The sequence below is a fragment of the Priestia sp. ST2 genome (genome assembly GCF_055810735.1).
The window spans coordinates 315,969-338,026 of record NZ_JBVVNT010000003.1 but is presented as its reverse complement, the minus strand read 5'-3'; the positions used below and the strand labels follow the sequence as shown (position 1 = coordinate 338,026).

At 37.8% G+C, this 22,058-nt stretch carries 21 protein-coding genes and 1 riboswitch; of the genes, 17 read left to right on the top strand and 4 right to left on the bottom strand.

Annotated features, from left to right (window positions below; translation table 11 throughout):
* The first annotated feature begins 146 nt into the window (after positions 1-146).
* From AC0KUU_RS14200 to sigI, 5 genes are all read left to right on the top strand, one after another.
* Positions 147-1,802 carry an alkaline phosphatase gene (locus AC0KUU_RS14200; protein WP_322551861.1) on the top strand — a complete coding sequence of 552 codons (1,656 nt, stop codon included), beginning with the start codon at positions 147-149 and terminating at the stop codon, positions 1,800-1,802.
* A 751-nt stretch (positions 1,803-2,553) separates the two neighbouring features.
* Positions 2,554-3,297 (top strand): LytR/AlgR family response regulator transcription factor, encoded by a 744-nt coding sequence (locus AC0KUU_RS14195; protein ID WP_043979705.1) that lies wholly within the window; start codon positions 2,554-2,556, stop codon positions 3,295-3,297.
* A 144-nt stretch (positions 3,298-3,441) separates the two neighbouring features.
* Positions 3,442-6,480: a PAS domain S-box protein gene (locus AC0KUU_RS14190; RefSeq protein WP_322551862.1), complete on the top strand. Its 3,039-nt coding sequence runs from the start codon at positions 3,442-3,444 to the stop codon at positions 6,478-6,480.
* 76 nt (positions 6,481-6,556) lie between these two features.
* Positions 6,557-6,652, top strand: a riboswitch (yybP-ykoY riboswitch).
* 96 nt (positions 6,653-6,748) lie between these two features.
* Positions 6,749-7,564 carry a TerC family protein gene (locus tag AC0KUU_RS14185; RefSeq protein WP_043979698.1) on the top strand — a complete coding sequence of 272 codons (816 nt, stop codon included), beginning with the start codon at positions 6,749-6,751 and terminating at the stop codon, positions 7,562-7,564.
* Positions 7,565-7,936: 372 nt separating this feature from the next.
* Entirely contained in the window at positions 7,937-8,647 is a 711-nt protein-coding gene (sigI, locus tag AC0KUU_RS14180; RefSeq protein WP_043979696.1) for an RNA polymerase sigma factor SigI, read from the top strand.
* Between the two features lie 51 nt (positions 8,648-8,698).
* Here the strand turns inward: sigI and AC0KUU_RS14175 are convergent, their stop codons facing one another.
* From AC0KUU_RS14175 to phaQ, 3 genes are all read right to left on the bottom strand, one after another.
* Positions 8,699-8,896, bottom strand: coding sequence for an alpha/beta-type small acid-soluble spore protein (locus tag AC0KUU_RS14175; RefSeq protein ID WP_013055933.1), 198 nt, complete (start codon positions 8,894-8,896; stop codon positions 8,699-8,701).
* A 143-nt stretch (positions 8,897-9,039) separates the two neighbouring features.
* Positions 9,040-9,552, bottom strand: coding sequence for a polyhydroxyalkanoic acid inclusion protein PhaP (gene phaP, locus AC0KUU_RS14170; protein WP_014461097.1), 513 nt, complete (start codon positions 9,550-9,552; stop codon positions 9,040-9,042).
* Positions 9,553-9,720: 168 nt separating this feature from the next.
* The gene (phaQ, locus tag AC0KUU_RS14165) at positions 9,721-10,200 is read right to left on the bottom strand and encodes a poly-beta-hydroxybutyrate-responsive repressor (RefSeq protein ID WP_013082201.1); all 480 of its coding nucleotides are present in this window, start codon (positions 10,198-10,200) and stop codon (positions 9,721-9,723) included.
* A 353-nt stretch (positions 10,201-10,553) separates the two neighbouring features.
* Between phaQ and phaR the strand changes: the two genes are divergently transcribed.
* The 8 genes from phaR (at position 10,554) to AC0KUU_RS14125 (ending at position 15,811) form a co-directional block, all read left to right on the top strand.
* Positions 10,554-11,153 carry a polyhydroxyalkanoic acid synthase subunit PhaR gene (gene phaR, locus AC0KUU_RS14160; protein WP_013055937.1) on the top strand — a complete coding sequence of 200 codons (600 nt, stop codon included), beginning with the start codon at positions 10,554-10,556 and terminating at the stop codon, positions 11,151-11,153.
* A gap of 81 nt (positions 11,154-11,234) precedes the next feature.
* Entirely contained in the window at positions 11,235-11,978 is a 744-nt protein-coding gene (gene phbB, locus AC0KUU_RS14155; protein WP_014461095.1) for an acetoacetyl-CoA reductase, read from the top strand.
* Positions 11,979-12,054: 76 nt separating this feature from the next.
* Positions 12,055-13,143, top strand: a complete 1,089-nt coding sequence (locus AC0KUU_RS14150) for a class III poly(R)-hydroxyalkanoic acid synthase subunit PhaC (RefSeq protein WP_013055939.1) — start codon at positions 12,055-12,057, stop codon at positions 13,141-13,143.
* A 122-nt stretch (positions 13,144-13,265) separates the two neighbouring features.
* Complete coding sequence (locus AC0KUU_RS14145; protein WP_237074659.1) at positions 13,266-13,550, top strand: hypothetical protein; 285 nt, start codon at positions 13,266-13,268, stop codon at positions 13,548-13,550.
* Positions 13,551-13,691: 141 nt separating this feature from the next.
* Positions 13,692-15,047 carry a TrkH family potassium uptake protein gene (locus AC0KUU_RS14140; RefSeq protein WP_043979693.1) on the top strand — a complete coding sequence of 452 codons (1,356 nt, stop codon included), beginning with the start codon at positions 13,692-13,694 and terminating at the stop codon, positions 15,045-15,047.
* Between the two features lie 125 nt (positions 15,048-15,172).
* Positions 15,173-15,352 (top strand): hypothetical protein, encoded by a 180-nt coding sequence (locus tag AC0KUU_RS14135; protein ID WP_116733217.1) that lies wholly within the window; start codon positions 15,173-15,175, stop codon positions 15,350-15,352.
* Positions 15,353-15,476: 124 nt separating this feature from the next.
* The gene (locus tag AC0KUU_RS14130; RefSeq protein ID WP_025749458.1) at positions 15,477-15,635 is read left to right on the top strand and encodes a hypothetical protein; all 159 of its coding nucleotides are present in this window, start codon (positions 15,477-15,479) and stop codon (positions 15,633-15,635) included.
* Positions 15,636-15,637: 2 nt separating this feature from the next.
* Positions 15,638-15,811 (top strand): hypothetical protein, encoded by a 174-nt coding sequence (locus tag AC0KUU_RS14125; RefSeq protein ID WP_164797379.1) that lies wholly within the window; start codon positions 15,638-15,640, stop codon positions 15,809-15,811.
* Positions 15,812-15,838: 27 nt separating this feature from the next.
* Here the strand turns inward: AC0KUU_RS14125 and AC0KUU_RS14120 are convergent, their stop codons facing one another.
* Positions 15,839-17,608: a B12-binding domain-containing radical SAM protein gene (locus AC0KUU_RS14120; RefSeq protein WP_060746702.1), complete on the bottom strand. Its 1,770-nt coding sequence runs from the start codon at positions 17,606-17,608 to the stop codon at positions 15,839-15,841.
* A gap of 193 nt (positions 17,609-17,801) precedes the next feature.
* Here AC0KUU_RS14120 and AC0KUU_RS14115 point away from each other — a divergent pair, with 193 nt between their 5' ends.
* The 4 genes from AC0KUU_RS14115 (at position 17,802) to AC0KUU_RS14100 (ending at position 22,048) form a co-directional block, all read left to right on the top strand.
* Positions 17,802-18,521, top strand: coding sequence for a FadR/GntR family transcriptional regulator (locus AC0KUU_RS14115; protein ID WP_014461089.1), 720 nt, complete (start codon positions 17,802-17,804; stop codon positions 18,519-18,521).
* A 138-nt stretch (positions 18,522-18,659) separates the two neighbouring features.
* Positions 18,660-20,180, top strand: coding sequence for a nicotinate phosphoribosyltransferase (locus tag AC0KUU_RS14110; RefSeq protein ID WP_043979686.1), 1,521 nt, complete (start codon positions 18,660-18,662; stop codon positions 20,178-20,180).
* A gap of 35 nt (positions 20,181-20,215) precedes the next feature.
* Complete coding sequence (gene nadE / locus AC0KUU_RS14105) at positions 20,216-21,046, top strand: ammonia-dependent NAD(+) synthetase (RefSeq protein WP_013082209.1); 831 nt, start codon at positions 20,216-20,218, stop codon at positions 21,044-21,046.
* Positions 21,047-21,328: 282 nt separating this feature from the next.
* Complete coding sequence (locus AC0KUU_RS14100) at positions 21,329-22,048, top strand: (Fe-S)-binding protein (protein ID WP_322552489.1); 720 nt, start codon at positions 21,329-21,331, stop codon at positions 22,046-22,048.
* Positions 22,049-22,058 lie beyond the last annotated feature (10 nt).

Below are 22,058 nucleotides of genomic sequence, written 5' to 3'. Positions count from 1 at the left end.
TTATTCGACTATTTTTTCTCACGAAGAAAGGAAGGATATAAAGACAAACTTTACACTCTTTTACAGTGGATAAACAGTGGGTTTACGTTTGAATGGTAACTTTAGACATGTCGAAGACAATTAAATAAAGGAGCGGGTACATTTATATGAAGAAAAAATTAGCAGGTATTACACTGGCAGGAGCAGTAGCATTGGCCTCGTTTGGTGTAGGAAACTCACTTATTCAAACGGAAGCAAAAGTGGAGCACAAGTCAGCTAAGAAACCTCAAAATGTCATTATGATGGTAATGGACGGGACGAGTTCAAATGCTACTACACTCGCAAGATGGTACAAGGGAAAACCGTTACATATGGATCAGCTGATGGCCGGAGGAGTACGTGCGTATTCGGCAGAATCTGCTATTACAGATTCCGCTCCGGCAGCTACTGCTTTAGCAACAGGAAATAAATCAAATTCAGGTTATGTAGGTGTGCTTCCTTCAGTAGTGAATACACCTGGAATTAAACCCGTAGAAAAAGAAGATCAATTTCGTCCCGTAGCAAACGTTCTAGAAGGAGCAAAGCTTTCAGGGCGCGCGACAGGAATTGTGGCTACCTCTGAAATCCAGCACGCCACACCAGCTGGTTTTTCAGCCCACAACTATAGCCGTGATGATTTTCAAACGCTAGCGGAGCAGCAAGTGTATCAAAACATCGATGTAGTGCTTGGAGGAGGTAAGCAATCTCTTCTTCCAGGAAAAGAAGAAAAAAGCCGGAAAGACGGTGAAAACTTAGTCAATGTATTGAATAAAAGAGGATATGACTTTGTAGAAAATAAAAGCGAATTGGAGCAGTCACACGCCAAAAAAATCTGGGGGAGCTTCGCCGACCGAGACTTAGCATATGATATGGACCGACCGCAGACAAAAGCAGAACAGCCAAAGTTGTCCCAGATGACAAATAAAGCAATAACAACACTATCCAAAGATAAAGACGGTTTTTTCTTATTTGTTGAAGGAAGCAAAACGGATTGGGCAGCTCATGCGAATGATCCAGTAGGAATGATTAGCGATGTACTAGCGTTTGATGAAGCAGTGGGCAAAGCAGTAGAGTTCGCTAAAAAAGATGGAAATACGATGGTTATTGCGATTGCCGATCACGGAAACAGCGGTCTTTCAATCGGTAATGCAAATACAACAAAAGGATACGATACCACACCTGTTTCTGCTTATATTGATCCATTAAAAAAAGCAAAAATGACGTTAGAAGGTGCTACGTCTAAATTAAAAGAAGATTTATCAAATAAAGAAGAAGTAGCTGCTTTGTATGGTTTATCAAATCTAACTTCAGAGGAAAAAGCACAGCTGACTAAAGCAAGAGATAAAAAAGAAATCAGTGCTACACTATCGAAGTTATTAGCCAACCGAGCAAACCTTGGATTCACAACAGGCGGTCATACGGGTGAGGATGTATTTCTGTATTCATACGGCGTAAATCGACCAACGGGACACTTTGATAATACGGATATTGCCAAACATATGGCTAAATCAATGAATATTAACTTAAACCAGTTAACAAATGAATTATTTATTGAAGCAAATAAAGCTTTTAAAGGCTCAAAGGTAGCGGTTGACTCAAAAGACAAAAACAACCCTGTACTGGTTGTTACAAACAATAAGCGAACGGTACGTTTTCCAGTAAATAAAAATATTGCTATTGTAAATGGAAGAGAAATTCAAATGGACAGCGTAGTGATACAGGATAAAAAGAATCGCTTCTTTGTATCAAAACAAGCACAGCAAATTGTAAAAAATGAAAAATAAGAAATGAATGCAAAACAGGCCGGGTTATAACTTTAGGCCTGTTTTTTTACAAATAATAGATGGTTAATTAAGTTATGTAGCCTTTATAGAGGAATGAAGCTATTTATTTTACAAATAAATAGCTTTGAACACTTAAAGAAATGGAAAGTCTTCACGTTTAACTATATGTGATTTATACTATGAAATGGTATAATAATCATAGTTTTAAAAGGAACTAGTTCGGAATACATATGTAAGTTCATACCTTTGTATGCTAGAATTTTTATAATAAAATGAATAAAAAATACATAAATTCTTTTGGATTAAATCACAAAATCAGGGTTGTTAAGGATAATATGTAAGTAATTACCTTTAATGAAAAGTAAAAAAATTAACAAAAGTACGGGTGAAAGAGCGTAGAACATGTTTTAATAGTAAGAGAAAACAAAATGATTGAAAAGAGCGTGTCGCCTTTATCGAAAATGTTAAATAAAGATTTTGACATGCTGATTTACAGATTATAAAAAGGGTATTAAATCATTGTTAGGAAAATAAATGATAATAGATAAACGGTTTTTATGTCTTCTTCTAGAAAACCTACAATTATTGCAATATTCCCCATGAACAATCGTTGTGTGTTCATTAACGATTAGCGTCCGTGTAGATCATTCATCTCAACATAAAAACACTATAACGATGTGTAGACATGCATAAAACAGAATGGGCAATAGTTCGTACTATACTTTAACATTGTATCCTAGGGGGAGTCAGGATGAACAAAATTAACTTAATTATTGCCGATGATAACGAAGATTCGGTTGAAATTTTAGATTATTTTATAGAACAGCTTCCGGAATTTGAAGTGATTAGCATCTGCAAAGACGGAGAGCAGCTTGTACAGGAAGTGATGGCCAAGAGTCCAGACCTTTTGCTCGTAGACATTAATATGCCTACGATTAACGGTGTAGATGCCATAAAAAAGTGCCTGCGCATTAAGCCGAATTTAAACTTCATTTTTATCACCGGTTACGATGAATTTGCTGTGAAGGCATTTGAGCTGTCAGCACTGGATTATATTGTAAAACCGATTGAAAAAACCAGGCTTTATATGGCGTTAGAGCGGGCAAAAAACTCCATTGGAATTGATAAAAATCAGTCAAAAAAGCCAGGTCAGCAATTAAAAAGACTGCCTGTAAAATTTAATGGATCTACTTATTACATTCCAATTGATCAAATTATTTTTATTGAAAAATCCGGAAAAAAATGTTTGATCTATACTCAATCACGTATCTATGAGACATATGAAAATATTAGTGATATCTATATGTATTTGAACCCTTCTGTATTTAGTCAAACACACCGGTCTTATATCGTGAATTTACAGAAAGTTTCGCACATCACACCAAAAAACGAAACATATCTTGTTTATTTCTTAGAAATTGATGAATATGCTCATATCTCAAAATTAAAAATCCAAGACGTTCAAAAACAGCTGCATCAGTTAATGACCAATTAAGAGATGCTGCTGCTTCTAAAATAGCTATGTTGATGAAAGGACGAAGCTTATGCAAGTTTCGTCTATTTCATGTGTCTGCTTTCGGAGCAAATGATCGTAATATAGTTCTTATAAGAAGAGTTAGATAGAAGAAGTAACGTTAAATTGAAAGGAAAGCAAATGATTTCAATTACTGGTCACTATAATGAATTTACCGTATTTCTTGCTGTCATTGTAGGGATTCTTGCCTCTTATACAGCACTTGATATTATGAGCAAAATGATAAAAAAACAGCGGAACAATTATTTGTGGCTTACGCTGTCAGCAATTTCAATGGGGCTTGGAGTGGGAGCGATGCATTATATTGCTATGCTTGCTTATTATGTTCCTGTTAGCTTTCATTTTGATGCTGTACTTTCTGTCCTTGCTTTAATAATAGCGATTAGCGGATCATTAGTTGCGTTTTGGACCTTCTGGAAATGGCGCACGTCGGTATGGTCAGGGCTTATTTTAGGAAGCAGTATTCTGGGTACGCATTACATTGCCATGGCAGCAATCGAAACAGAAGCACGCATTCATTATGCCCTGCTATCTGTTTTGCTTTCCATCATCATCGCCCTGGTCGTTGCATTTTATGCGATGCACTTGTTTTTTCGCTCGAAAAGCGTGAAAGCTAATCCCTTTCTTAAACTTGTTAGCTCTATTTTACTGGGCATTGGAATTTCAGTTATGCATTTCATCAGTATGTATGGAATGAAGCTGCATATTGCACACTCAGTTGCTAGAAAATGGGGGCAGTGGCTGCCGTATCAAGCGCCATTTTCCAATATTATTGCAAGTATTACAATTACGCTACTCATTGTCTTCCTGCTCGTTGCTGCTTTTAAGCGTCAGGAAGAAGTGAGGGAGAGTCAATTAAAAGAAGAGTATTATCAATCTCTTTTTAACTACAATCCCAATATTGTGTGTGCGGTTGATTTGTACGGCAATATTCAAACGATTAATCCAAAAGGAATCGAGCTAACGGGATACACGTTGCATCAAATGGAGAAAATTCCGTTTCCTTATATGTTTAGAGAAGCTGAACAAGTTGAAGAATATATGTGGAAATCTCTGAACGGAGACTCTGTTTATTATGAGGCAACGCTCATTCGCAAAGATAATCAGCCTGTATATGTTGAAGTAACGCAAATGCCTATTATTGTTCATGATCAAATTAAAGGCAGTTACGTCATCGCCAAAGATGTGACAGACCGAAAAAAGGCTCAACAGCAGCTGTTGGATTTACAAGAAGATTTAAAACGCACGCTTTCACAACAAGATGGCGCTATTTTTAAATTTGTGAAAAACGATAAAGGGTATATTCATACCATGTGCGAAGGAAAAATGGTTCGTGAAATGGGATATGAGGAAATAGATGTTGTTGGTAAAACACTTGAAGAATTTTTGCCTGAATCCTACGCGAAAGAAAATAAGAGATACTATGAGAAAGCATGGGCGGGAGAGAAAGTGTCTTATGAAGTACTTTTGAACGACTTTGCTTACTATACGAAGTTAATACCTCATATCTACAAAGGAGAAGTACAAGAAGTTATTGGTTCTATAGTAGATATTACTGATCTTCACGAAGCAAGAGAAAAGCTGGCTAAAAGTGAAAGCATGTATCGCTCCGTTCTCTCTACAATGTCAGAAGGTGTAGTGTTTCATGACCTTGAAGGAAATCTAATTGCTGCCAATGCCTACGCTGCTAAAATTCTAAACGTGCCTTACGACCAAATGTTATCGGTTAACCCCTTTGGTTTAGACTGGGAAATTATTCATCCTGATGGAACAGCTTTTGCACTGGAAGACATTCCATCTGTTCGATGTCTTCATACAAAAGAACCCGTACGAAACACGGTTATGGGCATTTATTTAAATGAGAAAAAGTTGACTTGGATTTCGGTGAATGCTGAACCTCTTCAAGAAAGCAAATATTATAAGGGCGTAGTTGTCACATTTTATGATATTACAAAACAGCAGGAACAAGAACAAGATTTGCTTCATTCCAATCAGCAAATGATTATAGCAAAAGAAGAAGCCGAAAAAGCAAATCAAGCCAAGTCTGAATTTTTATCAAAAGTAAGCCATGAGCTTCGTACGCCTTTAAACAGTATTTTAGGTTATGCACAGATATTGGAAGAGCAAGGGGAAAAAGATTTAACAGAAAAACAATTGAATCGTATACGAAAAATTTTAAAAGCTGGTAATCATCTTCTTTATTTGATAAATGAAACGCTTGATTTATCGAAAATTGAATCAGGTCACTTAGCGATTAATCTTGAACCGGTGTCGGTAAAAGAGGCAATTGAAGACGCGCTTAAAATTATGAAACCACTAGCAAAAAATAAGCATAGTATACTTTATACTCGCTTTCACGCATACCAAGAAGTCTTTGTTGAAGTAGATGAACTTCGGTTTCAGCAGATCTTATTAAATCTGCTTACAAACGCCATTAAATACTCGCCCGCTTATCGCGATATCACTATCTATACTGACATCACTCAGCATCACGTAACTATATCGATTGAAGATAAGGGCTTTGGAATTCCAGCTTCAGAATTAAATCGGATTTTTGAGCCTTTCTACCGTGTAAATAGACTAGAAAAAGACGGAACAGGAATTGGGTTGGCGCTTGTAAAACAGCTTGTTGTATTAATGAATGGAACGTGCGGAGTCCGAAGTGAAGAAGGCAAAGGCAGTACATTTTGGGTGCGTTTTCCCATAGTCCATCCACCTGTTCCTAAACGATTATCCGATCAAGGAGAAGCCGAGCCGTTTTTAGGTTTTTCCATGCCAATTTCAATTGTGTATATTGAGGATAACGATACAAATATCGAGCTTATGCAATCGATTCTTTCTCCATATAAAAACGTTAAGCTTTTAATTGCTAAAACAGGAGAAAATGGCATCGGGCTAATCAGGTCTATTTCACCGGATATAATCTTAATTGATATTGATCTGCCTGATATGAATGGTTTTGAGGTATGCACACAGCTTCAGCTGGAAAAAGAGTTGAAGCATATTCCGCGAGTCGCCCTGAGTGCAAGCGCGATGCAAAGCGATATCGATCAAGCTTTTTTAGTCGGTTTTAGTGAATACGTAACAAAGCCTATTCATATTGCAACGTTTTTGAATGTATTAAAACGCTTAACAAAAGCTTAACAAAAGTTTAGAGGGCTTTTAATTGACTTATTAGTGGACTCTTTGTAAAATAAAAACAACTTAATACATTTACTTCTTAAGGAGTAAAGGGGAGTAGCGTCAGGGAAACCTGAAACAAAGTCGTCATTACATGGAGTATTCCATCGGCTTTGTTGGCATAATGATTATGCTTAGCAAGACCTTTGCCATATTTGGCAAAGGTCTTTTTGTGTTTTATTCCGGTAATGAGGATAAATAAACTTATACAAAGAAACGAGAGGGGATTTTTATGGATGCATCACTTTTATTAGAGTATGGATGGGTATTGCTAGTGCTGGTTGCATTAGAAGGAATTTTGGCGGCAGATAATGCTCTTGTGATGGCCATTATGGTCAAACATTTACCGGAAGAAAAACGCAAGAAGGCATTATTTTACGGATTAGCCGGTGCCTTTATTTTTAGATTTGGTTCATTGTTCTTGATTTCATTTTTAGTCGACGTATGGCAGCTTCAAGCTATAGGAGCCATTTACTTATTGTTCATTTCCATTAATCATATTGTGAAGCGATATGTGAAAAAAGACGATCGTGAAAAAGTGAAAGAAGCAGATGAGAAAAAGGGATCAAGTTTCTGGATGACGGTTTTAAAAGTAGAAATAGCGGACATTGCTTTTGCCGTTGATTCAATTTTGGCCGCTGTGGCTCTCGCCGTTACATTGCCAACAACAAATCTTCCTCAAATTGGCGGACTAGACGGAGGACAGTTCTTGGTGATCTTCGCCGGAGGAATTATGGGATTAATTATTATGCGTTTTGCTGCAACTTGGTTCGTCAAGCTATTAAATACGCGCCCAGGCCTAGAAACGGCGGCTTTTGCTATTGTAGGCTGGGTAGGAGTTAAGTTAGCGGTTTATACCCTTGCTCATCCGGAGTTGGGTATTATTAATGAACATTTCCCTGAATCAAAAGTGTGGAAAATTACGTTTTGGATTGTGTTACTTGGCATAGCAGCTTCAGGCTGGTTTCTATCTAAAAATAAAGAACAAACTGATCTCGAAGGCTCAGAGAAAGAAAAAGAATCGTTAAAAAAAATTGAAAATCAATAACAAAAAAACGCGCTTTCAATGCTAGTTGAAGGCGCGTTTTTTTTATATCAAGACAAAATACCTAGTTTGGATTGTTTAGATAAAGGGTAAAAGAACTAACTAATGTTTAATTATTTTATATCCGAATGTTTTGCTTTTTCGTTCATATTCTGTAGAGAACAGAAGCAACCGTGAGTAATTCAGTTCAATGAAGTTTATTTCAGTTTATAAACATATATTTCAAATGTATGTTAATTGGTAAAATTGAGCTATTATGGGTTATAATAAAGGGAAATTAAAAGGAGCAGAGCGCTTCTCAACCCTGTTCGTCATCAAAAGAATGGATATTAACATGGTATAAAGCAACTGAGTATAGTAAAAGAGGTGAAGCCAATGCTCACAAAAGTTCAAACGCCTCCATCGCTTGAAACGCTTGTACTGACGATTCAGCAAGGGGATAAACAATTACATAACGAAATGATTCAACAATATAAACCGTTTATTGCTAAAGTTGTTTCAGCTGTATGTAAACGTTATATAAGTGAAGCTGACGATGAATTTAGCATTGGTCTGATTGCATTTAATGAAGCCATTGAGAATTACACAATCCAAAAAGGACGATCTCTTCTTGCATTTGCGGAACTTATTATTAAAAGAAGAGTAATTGACTATATTCGAAAAGAAAAGAGAAATCAAACGCTGCTCTATAGCCGAATTGAAAATGAAGGTTTTATTCAAGGCAAGGTAGAAAGGGATATATCGCTTTCTAACTATAAAAGGCAAAGTGAAACTTCATATATTCAAGAGGAAATGACTTATTTTTGTCAGGCGCTAAAATTGTTTAAATTAACTCTTGAAGACATTATCGAGACGTCTCCTAAACATAAGGATGCAAGGGGAAATGCAGTCGAAGTTGCATCATTTATCGTCAATGAAAAAGAATTAAAAGATAAGCTGTTTTTAAAGCGGCAGCTTCCTATTCGCTTGATTGAAAAACATGTCAAAGTGAGCCGGAAAACAATTGAAAGAAACCGTAAATATATTATCGCGATGGTTATTATATTAGCGGGGGACTACGTGTATTTAAAAGACTATATTATGTAAGAAAAAGGCACACGCAGGTGCCTTTTTTTAGCCATGTTATGAAGTTATGTTTTATTTTTGTGTGCTGCCGCTTAAGTGAGCTTGAGCTTGTTGCACCAAGCGTTTTGTGATTTCTCCGCCTACTGAACCGTTGCTGCGTGCAGCAGTGTCAGAACCTAGAGTTACCCCAAATTCTTGAGCGATTTCATATTTATATTGATCTAAAAATTGTTCTACACCTGGTGTTAATAGTTTATTTGTTCTAGCCATGATTAGTCATCTCCTTTTTTAGTGGTACAGCAGTTCACTGCTGTACCTGTATTATTTGTTGTTTCCTATTTTGCATACTGGTAATGGTTTGCAAGAAAGTATAAAAAAGCCCAGCTTTCAAAGAAGCTGGGCTTTTTTATATATTATTTTACAACTGCATATTGCTCAAGAGACTGAGCAAATGACTTTTGAAGAGATTTTACTTGTTCTACGTATGCATCAGATACGTGTTGGAATTCTTGGCGCGTTTTCTTTTGCTCTTCTACTAATTGTGTTACTACTTGATGATATTGTTCTTGAGCTTGCTTTACTAAAGAATAGCTTGATTTGCTTTGGTTAAGAGAAAGCTCTTGTAATTTATTTAATGCTTCATGCGTGCGGTTTGTCCATTCTTCATAAGAATCGGCAACAGCGTTTCCAGCTGTTTTACGTAAGTTTTCAACTGTTTTTTGTTGAAGATCTTCTAATTCAGCTTTCCATTGTTTGTCTGTTGCTTGAAGTTGTTCAACTGCTTTTGTTACAAATTCTTGCTGTTGCTCAAGTGCTTTTAACGTCCATTGCTCAATTTGTTTGTTTCCGTCTGCAATGTTTTGTAACCCCTTTGTCCATTGTTCCCACATTGCATCAATTACTGTATCATACTTTACTGTTGACATAATCAAATTCCTCCTTGAATAATTTGGTCTGGCGAACAGTTATCGTAATGAACAAAACGTTAAAGAAGAAATTCGTAGTTGTGTGATAAACCTAACATTCCGCGCTCGCTGGTTGACCGTGAAATTTAACATTATATTAGGAAACGCAGATGTACTGCGTGAATCCCTTTAATCGTTTTCTTCCTCTTTTGATTCTTTTGACTTTTTAGAAGAAGAAGAGCTAAAAGGGAACAACATGTCGGTATACATGTGAAAAAATGAATCTAACATGTTTTGATACTGTTCAAGTGAATTAGCCCACATGCTTAAATATTGTTCGCCGGCATCTGTTAATGAATAAATCCGGCGTGCAGGTCCTTCAGCTGACGTATCCCATTGCGATGTAATCAAGTTGTCTTTTTCAAGCTGTCTCAGCGTGCGGTAGACATTTCCCTGATCAACTGATGTGAATCCAAAGCTCATTAGTTGCTGAATGAGCTTGTAACCATGTAGATTCCAACCTCTTAAACTTAAAAGAAGAAAAGGAACCATCAAGTTTTTTGGTGCACCGCTAATCGATTTTTCTAAGTTGTTTGAATTAGAGGTGTTATCTTTTTCACTTGATCCCAAGGTAATCACCCCTTCGAAAAAAGAGAATTTGTTTTCCATATGTGTAATTTACACCTAGATGAAAAAATTGTCAACACTTTAAAACAGGTCTTTCAAATACAGGAAAAAAGAACGATTTTTTGGATTTCGACAAAAAGCGTCAAAAAAATTCAAAAATAAACAAAGATTTAGAATTGTTTATTTTGGAAAACGTATTTATAATAGTACATGTAGGTAATTTTTATAACATTTATAATTTGTTGGTAAGTGAATTGTGAAAAGATTTACATTATCCAATAAATAAACGCAAAATTGGTTGCGTTTACTTAGAGCTTCTAATATGTCGCTTGTCACATTAAGTGTCTATATTGAAAGCCATCACTTTTAACGTACACAAGAAAGGAGATGGAGTTTTGGAACAGCAAAAAGTATTTGATCCGTTTCAAGCATGGAAAGACGTATATGACAAAACCGAATCTTACTGGGGTAAAGTTATTGGGGACAATATGAATCGTGAAGAATTTTCCCAGCTCATGGGAAATGTGCTAAATATGAACCTTCAATATCAACAAGCAGTAAATGAAGTAACGGGGCGCTATCTGCACCAAGTAAATGTACCAACAAAAGAAGATGTAGCAAACGTTGCGTCATTAGTCATCAATGTGGAAGAAAAAGTAGAATTATTAGAAGAGCAATTTGACGATCGTTTTGATGAATTAGAAGCACAGCAAGAAAGTGCATCTGCTTTGAAAAAAGATGTAACTAAGCTGAAATCTGATGTCAAATCGTTAGACAAAAAACTCGACAAAGTTTTATCTCTTCTTGAAGGGCAGCAAAAAACACAAGACGAGTTAAAAGAAACTATTCAAAAACAAATTAAAACTCAAGGTGAGCAGCTTCAGGCTCAGCTGTTAGAAAAACAAGAAAAATTAGCTGAAAAGCCAAAGGCAGAAGCTAAATCTGAAGCAAAACCATCAAACGCTCAAAAAACTGAGCAGCCAGCTCGCAAGTAAGGTATAGGGGATTTTATAACAACATTAACTGCTGTATTTACAGTAAAAATCATAGCTGAAGAAGCAAGGGGGAAATTTTTCATGACAACATTACAAGGTAAAGTAGCAATCGTAACAGGCGGATCTAAAGGTATCGGGGCAGCAATTACACGTGAGCTTGCTTCTAATGGAGTAAAAGTAGCAGTAAACTATAACAGCAGTAAAGAATCTGCAGAAGCAATCGTAAAAGAAATTAAAGACAACGGCGGAGAAGCTATTGCGGTTCAAGCTGACGTGTCTTATGTAGATCAAGCAAAACACCTAATCGAAGAAACAAAAGCTGCGTTTGGTCAATTAGACATTCTAGTAAACAATGCTGGAATTACGCGCGACCGTTCATTCAAGAAGTTAGGTGAAGAAGATTGGAAAAAAGTAATTGATGTAAACTTACATAGCGTATACAACACAACATCAGCTGCGCTAACGCACCTTTTAGAATCTGAAGGTGGTCGTGTTATCAATATTTCATCAATTATTGGTCAAGCGGGCGGATTTGGTCAAACAAACTACTCAGCTGCTAAAGCAGGTATGCTAGGATTCACTAAATCATTAGCTCTTGAGCTAGCTAAGTCAGGTGTAACAGTTAATGCAATTTGCCCAGGATTTATTGAAACGGAAATGGTAATGGCAATGCCGGAAGAAGTTCGTGCAAAAGTTGTAGCAAAAATCCCAACTCGTCGCTTAGGCCACGCTGAAGAAATTGCACGTGGAGTTGTTTACTTAGCAAAAGACGGCGCGTATATTACAGGACAACAGTTAAACATCAACGGCGGCTTATACATGTAATAAATGCTGGCCCTGACTTTTGTCGGGGCTGTGCTTGTTAACTAACTACTAATGGAATGAAAGGGTGTGTATATTCGTGGCAATTCCTTACGTGCAAGAGTGGGAAAAATTAATCAAATCAATGCCAAGTGAATATAAAAGTTCTGCAAGACGTTTTAAGCGTGCATATGAAATTATGACAACAGAAGCGGAACCGGAAGTTGGATTAACACCAAAAGAGGTTATTTGGAAAAAGAACAAAGCGAAATTATACCGCTATACGCCAGTAAAAGATAACCTGCATAAAACACCAATCTTACTCGTATATGCATTGATCAATAAACCGTATATTTTGGATTTAACACCTGGAAACAGCCTTGTTGAATACTTATTGAACCGCGGTTTTGACGTGTATTTGCTTGACTGGGGAACTCCTGGGCTTGAAGACAGCAATATGAAGCTAGATGATTATATTGTAGATTATATTCCAAAAGCAGCGAAAAAGGTGCTGCGCACTTCTAAATCTCCTGATTTGTCTGTTCTTGGTTACTGCATGGGCGGAACTATGACATCTATTTTTGCTGCATTAAATGAAGACTTGCCGATTAAAAACTTAATTTTTATGACAAGTCCATTTGATTTTTCGGATACAGGTTTATACGGAGCATTCCTAGACGATCGCTACTTTAATTTAGATAAAGCAGTAGATACATTCGGAAACATTCCTCCAGAGATGATTGACTTTGGAAACAAGATGTTAAAGCCAATCACGAATTTCTATGGCCCATATGTAACGTTGGTGGACCGTTCGGAAAATCAGCGGTTTGTTGAAAGCTGGAAGCTAATGCAAAAGTGGGTTGCTGACGGAATCCCATTTGCTGGTGAAGCTTATCGTCAGTGGATTCGTGACTTCTATCAACAAAATAAATTAATCAATGGTGAACTTGAAGTTCGCGGACGCAAAGTAGATTTGAAAAATATTAAAGCTAATATTTTAAACATTGCTGCTAGCCGTGATCATATTGCGATGCCGCATCAAGTGGCAGCTTTAATGGACGCTGTTTCAAGTGAAGATAAAGAGTACAAATTGTTGCAAACAGGTCACGTATCTGTTGTATTTGGGCCAAAAGCAGTGAAGGAAACATATCCTTCAATCGGCGATTGGCTAGAAAAACGCTCTAAATAAAATAAAGACGCGGCTGGGACAAAAGTATTTTAGCCGAAGTGAAAAACGAACCACTGATATTAGTGGTTCGTTTTTTTTGTTATGGTAAACGTAGGTTTCAAATATATAGTTGCTTCTAGTTGTTGATTGGAGGGCAAGGCGAAGACTCCTGCGGGAAAAGCAGAACAGGTGAGACCTCGCAGGAGTGTCAGCGACGAGGAGGCTCACGGGCCGCCCGCGGAAAGCGAAGTCTTGCACGGAAATCAACAGCGGTGTTACAAGCGGTTCAGCTCATGGATCCCATTTGTTCGTCTTTAGATTGGATTCATTTAATTATGTCTCAACCTCTTTTTTTTTGTAAACAGATAATATTGATTGACGGTTCTTTATGCGGGCTGCTGGAATATATGATATCTAATGACAAGTGAGGTGACTTCTTTTATACTAATGTAGTCACCTTCTTGAACATGGGATTTTTTACATGGATATTGCAATCCGTGTAACAATGAGTATGCTTTGAGAAGAAAGAAGAAAACTATTAGTATTATAACAAAAAGGAATGTCAGATTATGCCGCAACCATGGAAACGACGAGTAAGGCAGATGTCTTCAGCTCAAATTATTGTTACATTTTACATAGTGGCTGTTACGCTTGGATTTCTATTACTTAGTATTCCAGAAGCTTTAAAGCCGGGAGTGAAGTTAGCATTTATTGATCGCTTATTTATTGCCGTTAGTGCGGTAAGTGTAACAGGGCTGACACCTGTCTCTACTCCGGATACATTTAGTACGACGGGCTATTTTTTGCTCGCTTTTATTTTTCAAATCGGTGGTATTGGTGTAATGACACTCAGTACATTTATTTGGATGATTTTGGGTAAAAAAATCGGTTTAAAGGAACGTCAGCTCATTATGACAGACCATAACCAATCCCGCTTATCAGGATTAGTTGACTTGATGAGAAATATTTTATTTATTATTTTTGCCATTGAACTAGTTGGCGCCATTGTTTTAGGATTACATTTTCTCCGTTATTATTCGAGCTGGACAGATGCGTTTTTGCATGGTTTCTTTGCTTCTGTCAGCGCTACAACAAATGCTGGCTTCGATATTACAGGATCTTCATTTATTCCGTATGCCCATGATTATTTTGTCCAAGTGGTAACCGTTATTTTAATTACGCTTGGAGCGATTGGATTCCCTGTATTAATTGAAATTAAGCACTATTTTTTAACATTTAAAGATAAGCGTAAATTTCAATTTTCGCTATTTACGAAGCTAACGACCATTATGTTTTTTCTGCTGTTAGCAGGGGGAACAATCTTGATTCTTGTGCTAGAGCATTCAGGATTTCTAGCAGATAAGTCTTGGGATGAATCGTTTTTTTATGCGTTTTTCCAATCCGCTGCCACAAGGAGCGGAGGAGTGGCGACCATGAATATTAATGAGTTTTCACTTCCTACGTTAATTATGATGAGTGCGATGATGTTTATCGGTGCTTCACCGAGCTCAGTAGGGGGAGGAATTCGTACGACGACGTTTGCATTAAATATTCTTTTCCTGTTTTATTACGTCAGAGGAAATAAGACGATTAAAATCTTTCGCCGCGAAATTCATGAAGACGACATTATTAAATCAGTAGCTGTATCGATGTTAGCCGTAATCATTTGCTCGAGTTCTCTTCTTATTTTAAGTATTACAGAACATTTTTCTCTCATTGAGCTTATTTTTGAAGTGTGTTCAGCTTTCGGGACAACAGGTTTATCAATGGGAATTACAGGAGGGCTTTCTGATATCGGTAAATGCGTTATTATGATTTTAATGTTCATCGGCCGAATCGGCATGTTTTCATTTATTTTAATGCTTCGCCGTCCAACGTCTGGACCGGATTATCACTATCCGAAAGAACGTATTATTATTGGATAAAAGAGGCTGAGGTAAAAATATGTTAGTTGAAGAAGGATCCAAACGAGCTTAATTCTTAATCAAGCTCGTTCGGATTTTTTTATGATGGTAAACATAGGTCTCATATTTTTACCTGCTTCCAGCTGTTGATTGGAGGGCATGGCGAAGACTCCTGCGGGAAAAGCGGAACAGGTGAGACCCCGCAGGAGCATAAGCGACGAGGAGGCTCACCGACCGCCCGCGGAAAGCGAAGCCTTGCACGGAAATCAACAGTGGTGTCACAAGCGGTTCAGATGAACTCATTTATCCCATTTGTTTGTCTTTAGATTAAAGTAATTTCGTTATGTTTCAACCGCTTTTTTACAGCTTTTTCTGCTTATATTACGCATCAGAAAGTGCATTCTAAGAAAAGGAAGTTCAATGGACTTCCAAGCATAGGAGGGATAGATGATGGCAAAGCGTAAAGTAGGGTACAAATCAGCACTGACTAACAATAATACACCAAAAGAGAGCCTTTCAGATGCAGAATTTGCTGCTGAATATGCTGGCGGCGAGGAGCCGGCTAAAGGCGCGAATCGTAATTCCAAAAAAGGAAAGCAAGGTAAGTAACAATGAGCAAACATAAACAACAAAATAAGCATATCGCAAGCACTGAAGCGAAGCAAAAACAATTACTGCAAGAAGAGTTTGGAGCGGAAATGGGCGATCCCAACGCAGCTAAAATATATGAATCCCTAGGAAAGACAAAGTCTGATAAAGAGCATGAAAAGAAAAAAGAATGTTAAAGAAAAAAACCTCGGGTATCCGAGGTTTTAGCTTACAACTGGAAGGCCAAATGCCTCTACAGGTGCCGAATAAAGTTTTGTATCGTTTGCTTTTTGATCATAATAAGCAAGAAGAACAGATGGTTGTTCATTTATTTTTCCCGTTTGTTTATAATACATATAGTCAAATGGCAGAATCTCTAAAACAGTGTGCTTGTATAATTCTTTTTCAGCAAGCTGTTCAGCTTCAAAAGCCTGTCCCATAATAGAAGGATTAGCAAGCATTTGCTGATAGTAATGAGAGCGGACTTGTTTTTCTACTTTATCGTCCCACCAAGGTTTACGAGGCTTATGCTTTTGGTTTTGTAAATAATCAATTTTCATAAACCCTTCAATCATTTCTTCATTTGAAAAATTCTCTGTTTCAATGTACTGTCTAAGGCGTCTGAATAAATCTTCAAGCTGATGGCCGATTCGAACCCAGCCCATTTCATCCCAATACGTCCCGAAGTTTTGGAAGAAATCAAAAGGTGTATCATAGCAGTGCTCAACTAAAAACTCTATTGTCTCATCCATTCGATGGTCATTCCAAAACTTTTCTAAAATATCTTCTACATGTTTAATACGTACGACATCTGAAAATGGCAAGACGTTATTGCTTAAAATCTCATAAGGCGACTGATCCATGTATTGATAATTATAGCGAGGCGCACTTAAGCGTAAGCCAGTGCCGCGAAGCATTTTTAAAAAGCCTAGCTGAAGCTCTTCAGGGCGAAGTGCAAATACATCATTAAACGTATTCTTAAATGAGTTATAATCTTCGTCTGGCAGTCCCGCGATTAAATCTAAATGCTGATCGATCTTTCCGCCTTCTTTCACCATTGTTACGGTACGCGTTAACTTTTTAAAGTTTTGTTTGCGTTTGACTAGTTCATTAACAGCATCATTTGTAGATTGAACGCCAATTTCAAAGCGGAATAATCCTTTTGGCGCATGATCGTTTAAGAACTGAATAACTTCTGGGCGCATAATATCGGCAGTAATTTCAAATTGAAATACGGTGCCTTCACGATGTTCATCAATTAAAAATTGGAACATTTCCATGGCGTAGCTGCGGCTGATGTTGAACGTGCGGTCTACGAACTTAATCGTGCGCGCTCCGTTATCCATCAAATAGCGAATATCTTCTTTTACCTTTTCTCTATCGAAATAACGAACGCCTACTTCAATAGAAGAGAGACAGAACTGACAGCTAAACGGACAGCCGCGGCTTGTTTCAATATATACAACGCGTTTTGAAAGTTCTTGGCGGTCTTCTTCAAAACGGAAAGGAGAAGGCATTTCGCGCAGATCAATTTTATTGCGCTGCGGGTTTACAACTGGTTTTCCTTCTTTTCGGAAAGCCACGCCGCTTACGTTTTCAAACTGGCGCTCTCCATGAAGTTCGTCCAACAGCTGCTTGAATGTTTCTTCTCCTTCACCAATAGCGATAAAGTCAGCTTCAGGAATACGCTCTAGCCAGTGAGTTACATCATAGGTTACTTCTGGTCCACCGAATATAATGATGAGCTCGGGATTGATCTTTTTTAGCATTTGGGCGACTTTAATCGTTTCTTCAATATTCCAAATGTAACAGCTGAAACCAATAATATCTGGGTTGCGTTTATATAAATCCGTGACAATGTTCATAGCAGGATCTTTAATCGTATATTCGGCCATATCCACTTTATAGTCAGGCTCTGCATAGGCTTTTAAACATCGAAGGGCTAAAGAAGTATGGATATACTTCGCATTCAATGTACTGACAACAATGTTCATTCAAAAAGCTCCTTTTAACTCGTAATATGAAATCAATTTACTATTTTAGCACATTTGAGAAATAAAGTATAAATACCTTGCCACTTTTGTTGTGGAGGGGAAAGGATTTCGGTAAAATGTAACAGAAACGTAAAAGAAGAAAGAGTCTCGGTTAATGTAAACCTTGGTGAACGAAAAAAATGAGGTGGAAAACGTGGAATATAAGCGAATTAAGCCAAAAAAAATATATGAAGAAGTAGCCGAAACGCTTCTTGAGAATATAAAAGAAGGCAGCTTAAAGCCTGGTGACCGTTTGGATTCAGTGCAGCAGCTCGCAGAAAACTTTCAGGTAGGGCGCTCAGCTATTCGTGAAGCTCTTAGCGCTTTGCGGGCGATGGGGCTGCTGGAGATGAAGCAAGGAGAAGGCACATTTGTACGCGAATTTAACTCTGATATGCTGTCTTTGCCTGTAACTAGCGCTGTATTAATGAATAAAAATGATATTGAACATTTGCTTGAAGTGAGAAAAGTATTAGAAATTGGGGCTGTTCGAGCGGCAGCTCAAAAGCGAACGGATGCGGATCTTAACCAGCTGTCCGATAGCCTGGAACAAATGAAAGGAGCGTTTGGCAATGAAGAGCTGGGAGAGAAAGCAGATTTTGCTTTTCATTTAGCCATTGCCAAAGCATCGCAAAACCCTCTTTTAGTGAAGCTTATGAATAACGTATCAGAAATGATGATTGAAACGATGAAAGAGACAAGACGCATCTGGCTTTATGCAGAAGAAAAAACGGCTGAACGGATTTATAAAGAGCATCAGCAAATTTATGAAGCTATTCTTTCTCAGCATGCAGAAGATGCTCAGCATTTTATGATGAGTCATCTTGATAATGTTGAACACGTGTTAATGAAATACATACCAGAAGAAAAATAATGCCATTTCAGGTAGAAAAGTGTGCACCAAATAACAGAAAAACTAAAATTCAAGCACCTTCCGATAATTTATGCTTGCTCTATTGTGAAAAGATTTACATAATAGAAACTAGGATTGTCAAATGGAGGGTTACAAAGTATGAAAAAGCAATATAGAGATGATAGTTTAGCTTTGCATACAGATTTATATGAACTGAATATGGCACATACGTATTTTAAAGACCATATTCATAAACGCCGTTCTGTATTCGAAGCTTACTTTCGTCGGATGCCGTTTGAAAGCGGTTATGCTGTGTTTGCCGGGCTAGAAAGAGTAATTGATTTTATTGCTAATTTTAGGTTTAGCGAAACGGACTTAGATTATTTATATGAAGAATTGCATTATGAAGCGGAGTTTATCGACTATTTAAAGCAAGTTCGCTTTAGCGGTAATGTTCGTTCGGTTGTAGAAGGCGAAATGATTTTTGCTAACGAACCTATGCTGCAAATTGACGCTCCTTTAGCGGAAGCGCAGCTTATTGAAACGCCGCTTTTAAATATTTTAAATTTCCACCCGCTGATTGCGACAAAAGCATCGCGTATTCGCCTAGCCGCGGGAGAAGATAATTTATATGAGCATACGGGTACGAATCAGCTTATGGAATTTGGCTCAAGAAGAGCACACGAGATGGATGCTGCATTTTACGGAGCGAGAGCTGCTTATATTGGAGGCTTTGATGCAACCAGTAATGTCAGAGCGGGGAAAGTATTTGGAATTCCTGTGTCCGGTACTCACGCTCATGCGCTTGTTCAAGTCTATCGTGATGAGTACAGCGCGTTTAAAAAGTATGCGGAATCACACCGTAACTGTATCTTTTTAGTAGATACATATAATACGTTAAAATCAGGTATTCCCAATGCTATTAAAGTAGCAAAAGAAATGGGAGATCGCATTAATTTTATCGGTATTCGATTAGATAGCGGAAGACTTCCATATCTTTCTCAAGAAGCAAGAAAAATGCTTGATGAAGCTGGCTATCATGATGTGAAAATTTTTGCTTCGAATGATCTCGATGAGTACAGCATTCTAGATTTGAAAGCGCAAGGTGCCAAAATTGATGGATGGGGAGTTGGAACAAAACTCATGACATCTTTTGATCAGCCTGCGCTAGGAGCGGTGTACAAACTGGTTTCGATTGAAGATGATCATGGAAACATGGTGGATACGATTAAGCTGTCAGAAAATCCAGAGAAAATTTCCACTCCTGGTTTAAAAGAGGTATACCGAATTGTAAATCAAGTGAACCACAAATGGGAAGGTGATTATATTACGATGCAAGACGAAGTGCCGAATGAAGAGCAGCATTTAAAAATGTTTCATCCGATTCATACGCACGTCAGCAAGTTTGTCACGAACTTTAACGCACGTAAAATTCACCAGCCAATCTTTGCGCAGGGAAAGCTTGTGTACGAGCAGCCTACCATTGAAGAAATGAGAGCCTACTGCTTACAAAACTTAAAGCATCTATGGGATGACTACAAAGTCATTACAAAATCGAACGAAGATGTATTTCGTCCTACAGAGTATCCGGTAGACTTGAGTACAAACTGCTGGGATAACAAAATGCAAAATATTGAAGAGACTAGAAGCAAGTTACTATCTGATACCGTACTTGTGTAGATTCCGTCAGCTAGTAATGAGAGGAGAGTTTTTTTATGAAAGAGCTACAAAAGCAAATTATTGAAGAAATGCACGTCCAAAAAGAAATTAATCCCGTAGAAGAAATTCGCCGCAGCGTTGATTTTCTGAAATCCTACATGAACAAATATCCTTTTTTACGTTCGTTTGTACTAGGTATTTCCGGCGGCCAAGATTCTACGTTAACGGGAAAGCTGGCGCAGCTAGCAGTTAATGAGTTGAACGAAGAGGCCGGAGAAGAGCGCTATCAGTTTATTGCTGTTCGTCTTCCATACGGTGTGCAAGCAGATGAAGCAGACTGTCAAGATGCACTTGCTTTTATTCAACCAACAAAATCTATTTCTATTAACGTAAAACCAGCAGTAGATGCGATGCTTTCTGCTGTTGAAGAAGCGGCAGATGATAAAGTTTCCGACTTCAACAAAGGAAATGTAAAAGCACGTGAACGAATGATTGCGCAATATACGGTAGCGGGCATGTACAGCGGAGTCGTACTCGGAACGGATCACTCTGCTGAAGCTGTTACAGGGTTTTATACAAAATTCGGTGATGGAGGAGCTGACTTAGTACCTATCTTCCGTCTGAACAAGCGACAAGGAAAACAAATGCTAAAAGAATTAGGCTGTCCTGAGCATCTATATATGAAAAAACCAACGGCTGATTTGGAAGAAGATCGTCCACAGCTTCCGGATGAAGAAGCACTCGGCGTAACGTATGAGCAAATCGACGATTATTTAGAAGGCAAAGATGTAGGTGAACATGCAAGTAACGTCATTGAAGGTCACTTCTTAAAAACGCAGCATAAACGCCAATTGCCAATCACAGTATTTGATGATTTTTGGAAATAAATAAGTAAGAAGCTAAGACAAAAGTAGTTTAGTTAAAGGAAGATCTGACCGGTGAAGATTCTTGATAGAGAATCTTCACCGGTCAGATTTTTTTAATGTTATGGCAAACGTAGGTTTCACGTATCTCAATTTCCTATTTTTTATGAAAAAAGATAGCAAACAAAGAAAGGTATTTTTGAAAAACTAGTGAAATTAGAAAAACATAGGAGTATAATAGCATTAAGTCATCTGATGACCTGTTAACTAAAAGAAGTAAAATGATCAGCTTGGAGGGAGCAAATGATGAAAGTATCTTTATTTGCGACATGTTTGATTGATATGTTTCAAACAAATGTAGGAAAAGCGACGGTAGAATTGTTAGAACGATTAGGATGCGAAGTGGATTTTCCAAAGAGCCAAGTTTGCTGCGGGCAGCCTGCGTATAACAGCGGTTACGTAAAAGAATCAAAAGAAGCGATGAAAAACATGATAAAAGCGTTTGAGCATGCAGAATACGTTGTATCTCCGTCTGGATCGTGCGTGACAATGTTCAAAGAGTATCCTCATCTTTTTGGAGGTGATGCTGCATGGCATGAACCTGCCGTGAAGCTTGCTGATAAAACGTATGAGCTAACGAATTTTATTGTAAACGTTTTAAAAGTTGAAGACGTGGGAGCCAGTTTAAATGGTAAAGCCACTTATCATTCTTCCTGTCATATGACGCGTTTGCTAAACGTAAAAAAAGAACCTTTTACACTATTAAACAATGTAAAGGGTCTTGAAATGGAAAACCTTGAAAACAGTCATAACTGCTGTGGATTCGGCGGGACGTTTTCGGTTAAAATGGGGCAAATCTCCGAACAAATGGTCGATGAAAAAGTGGGTTGTATAGCTAAGACAAACGCAGAGTACTTAATTGGAGCAGACTGCGGCTGTCTTATGAATATTGGAGGAAGAATTGAACGAAAAGGACAGCCCGTAAAAGTGATGCATATCGCTGAAGTGTTAAATAGCAGAATGTAAAGAAAGGAGA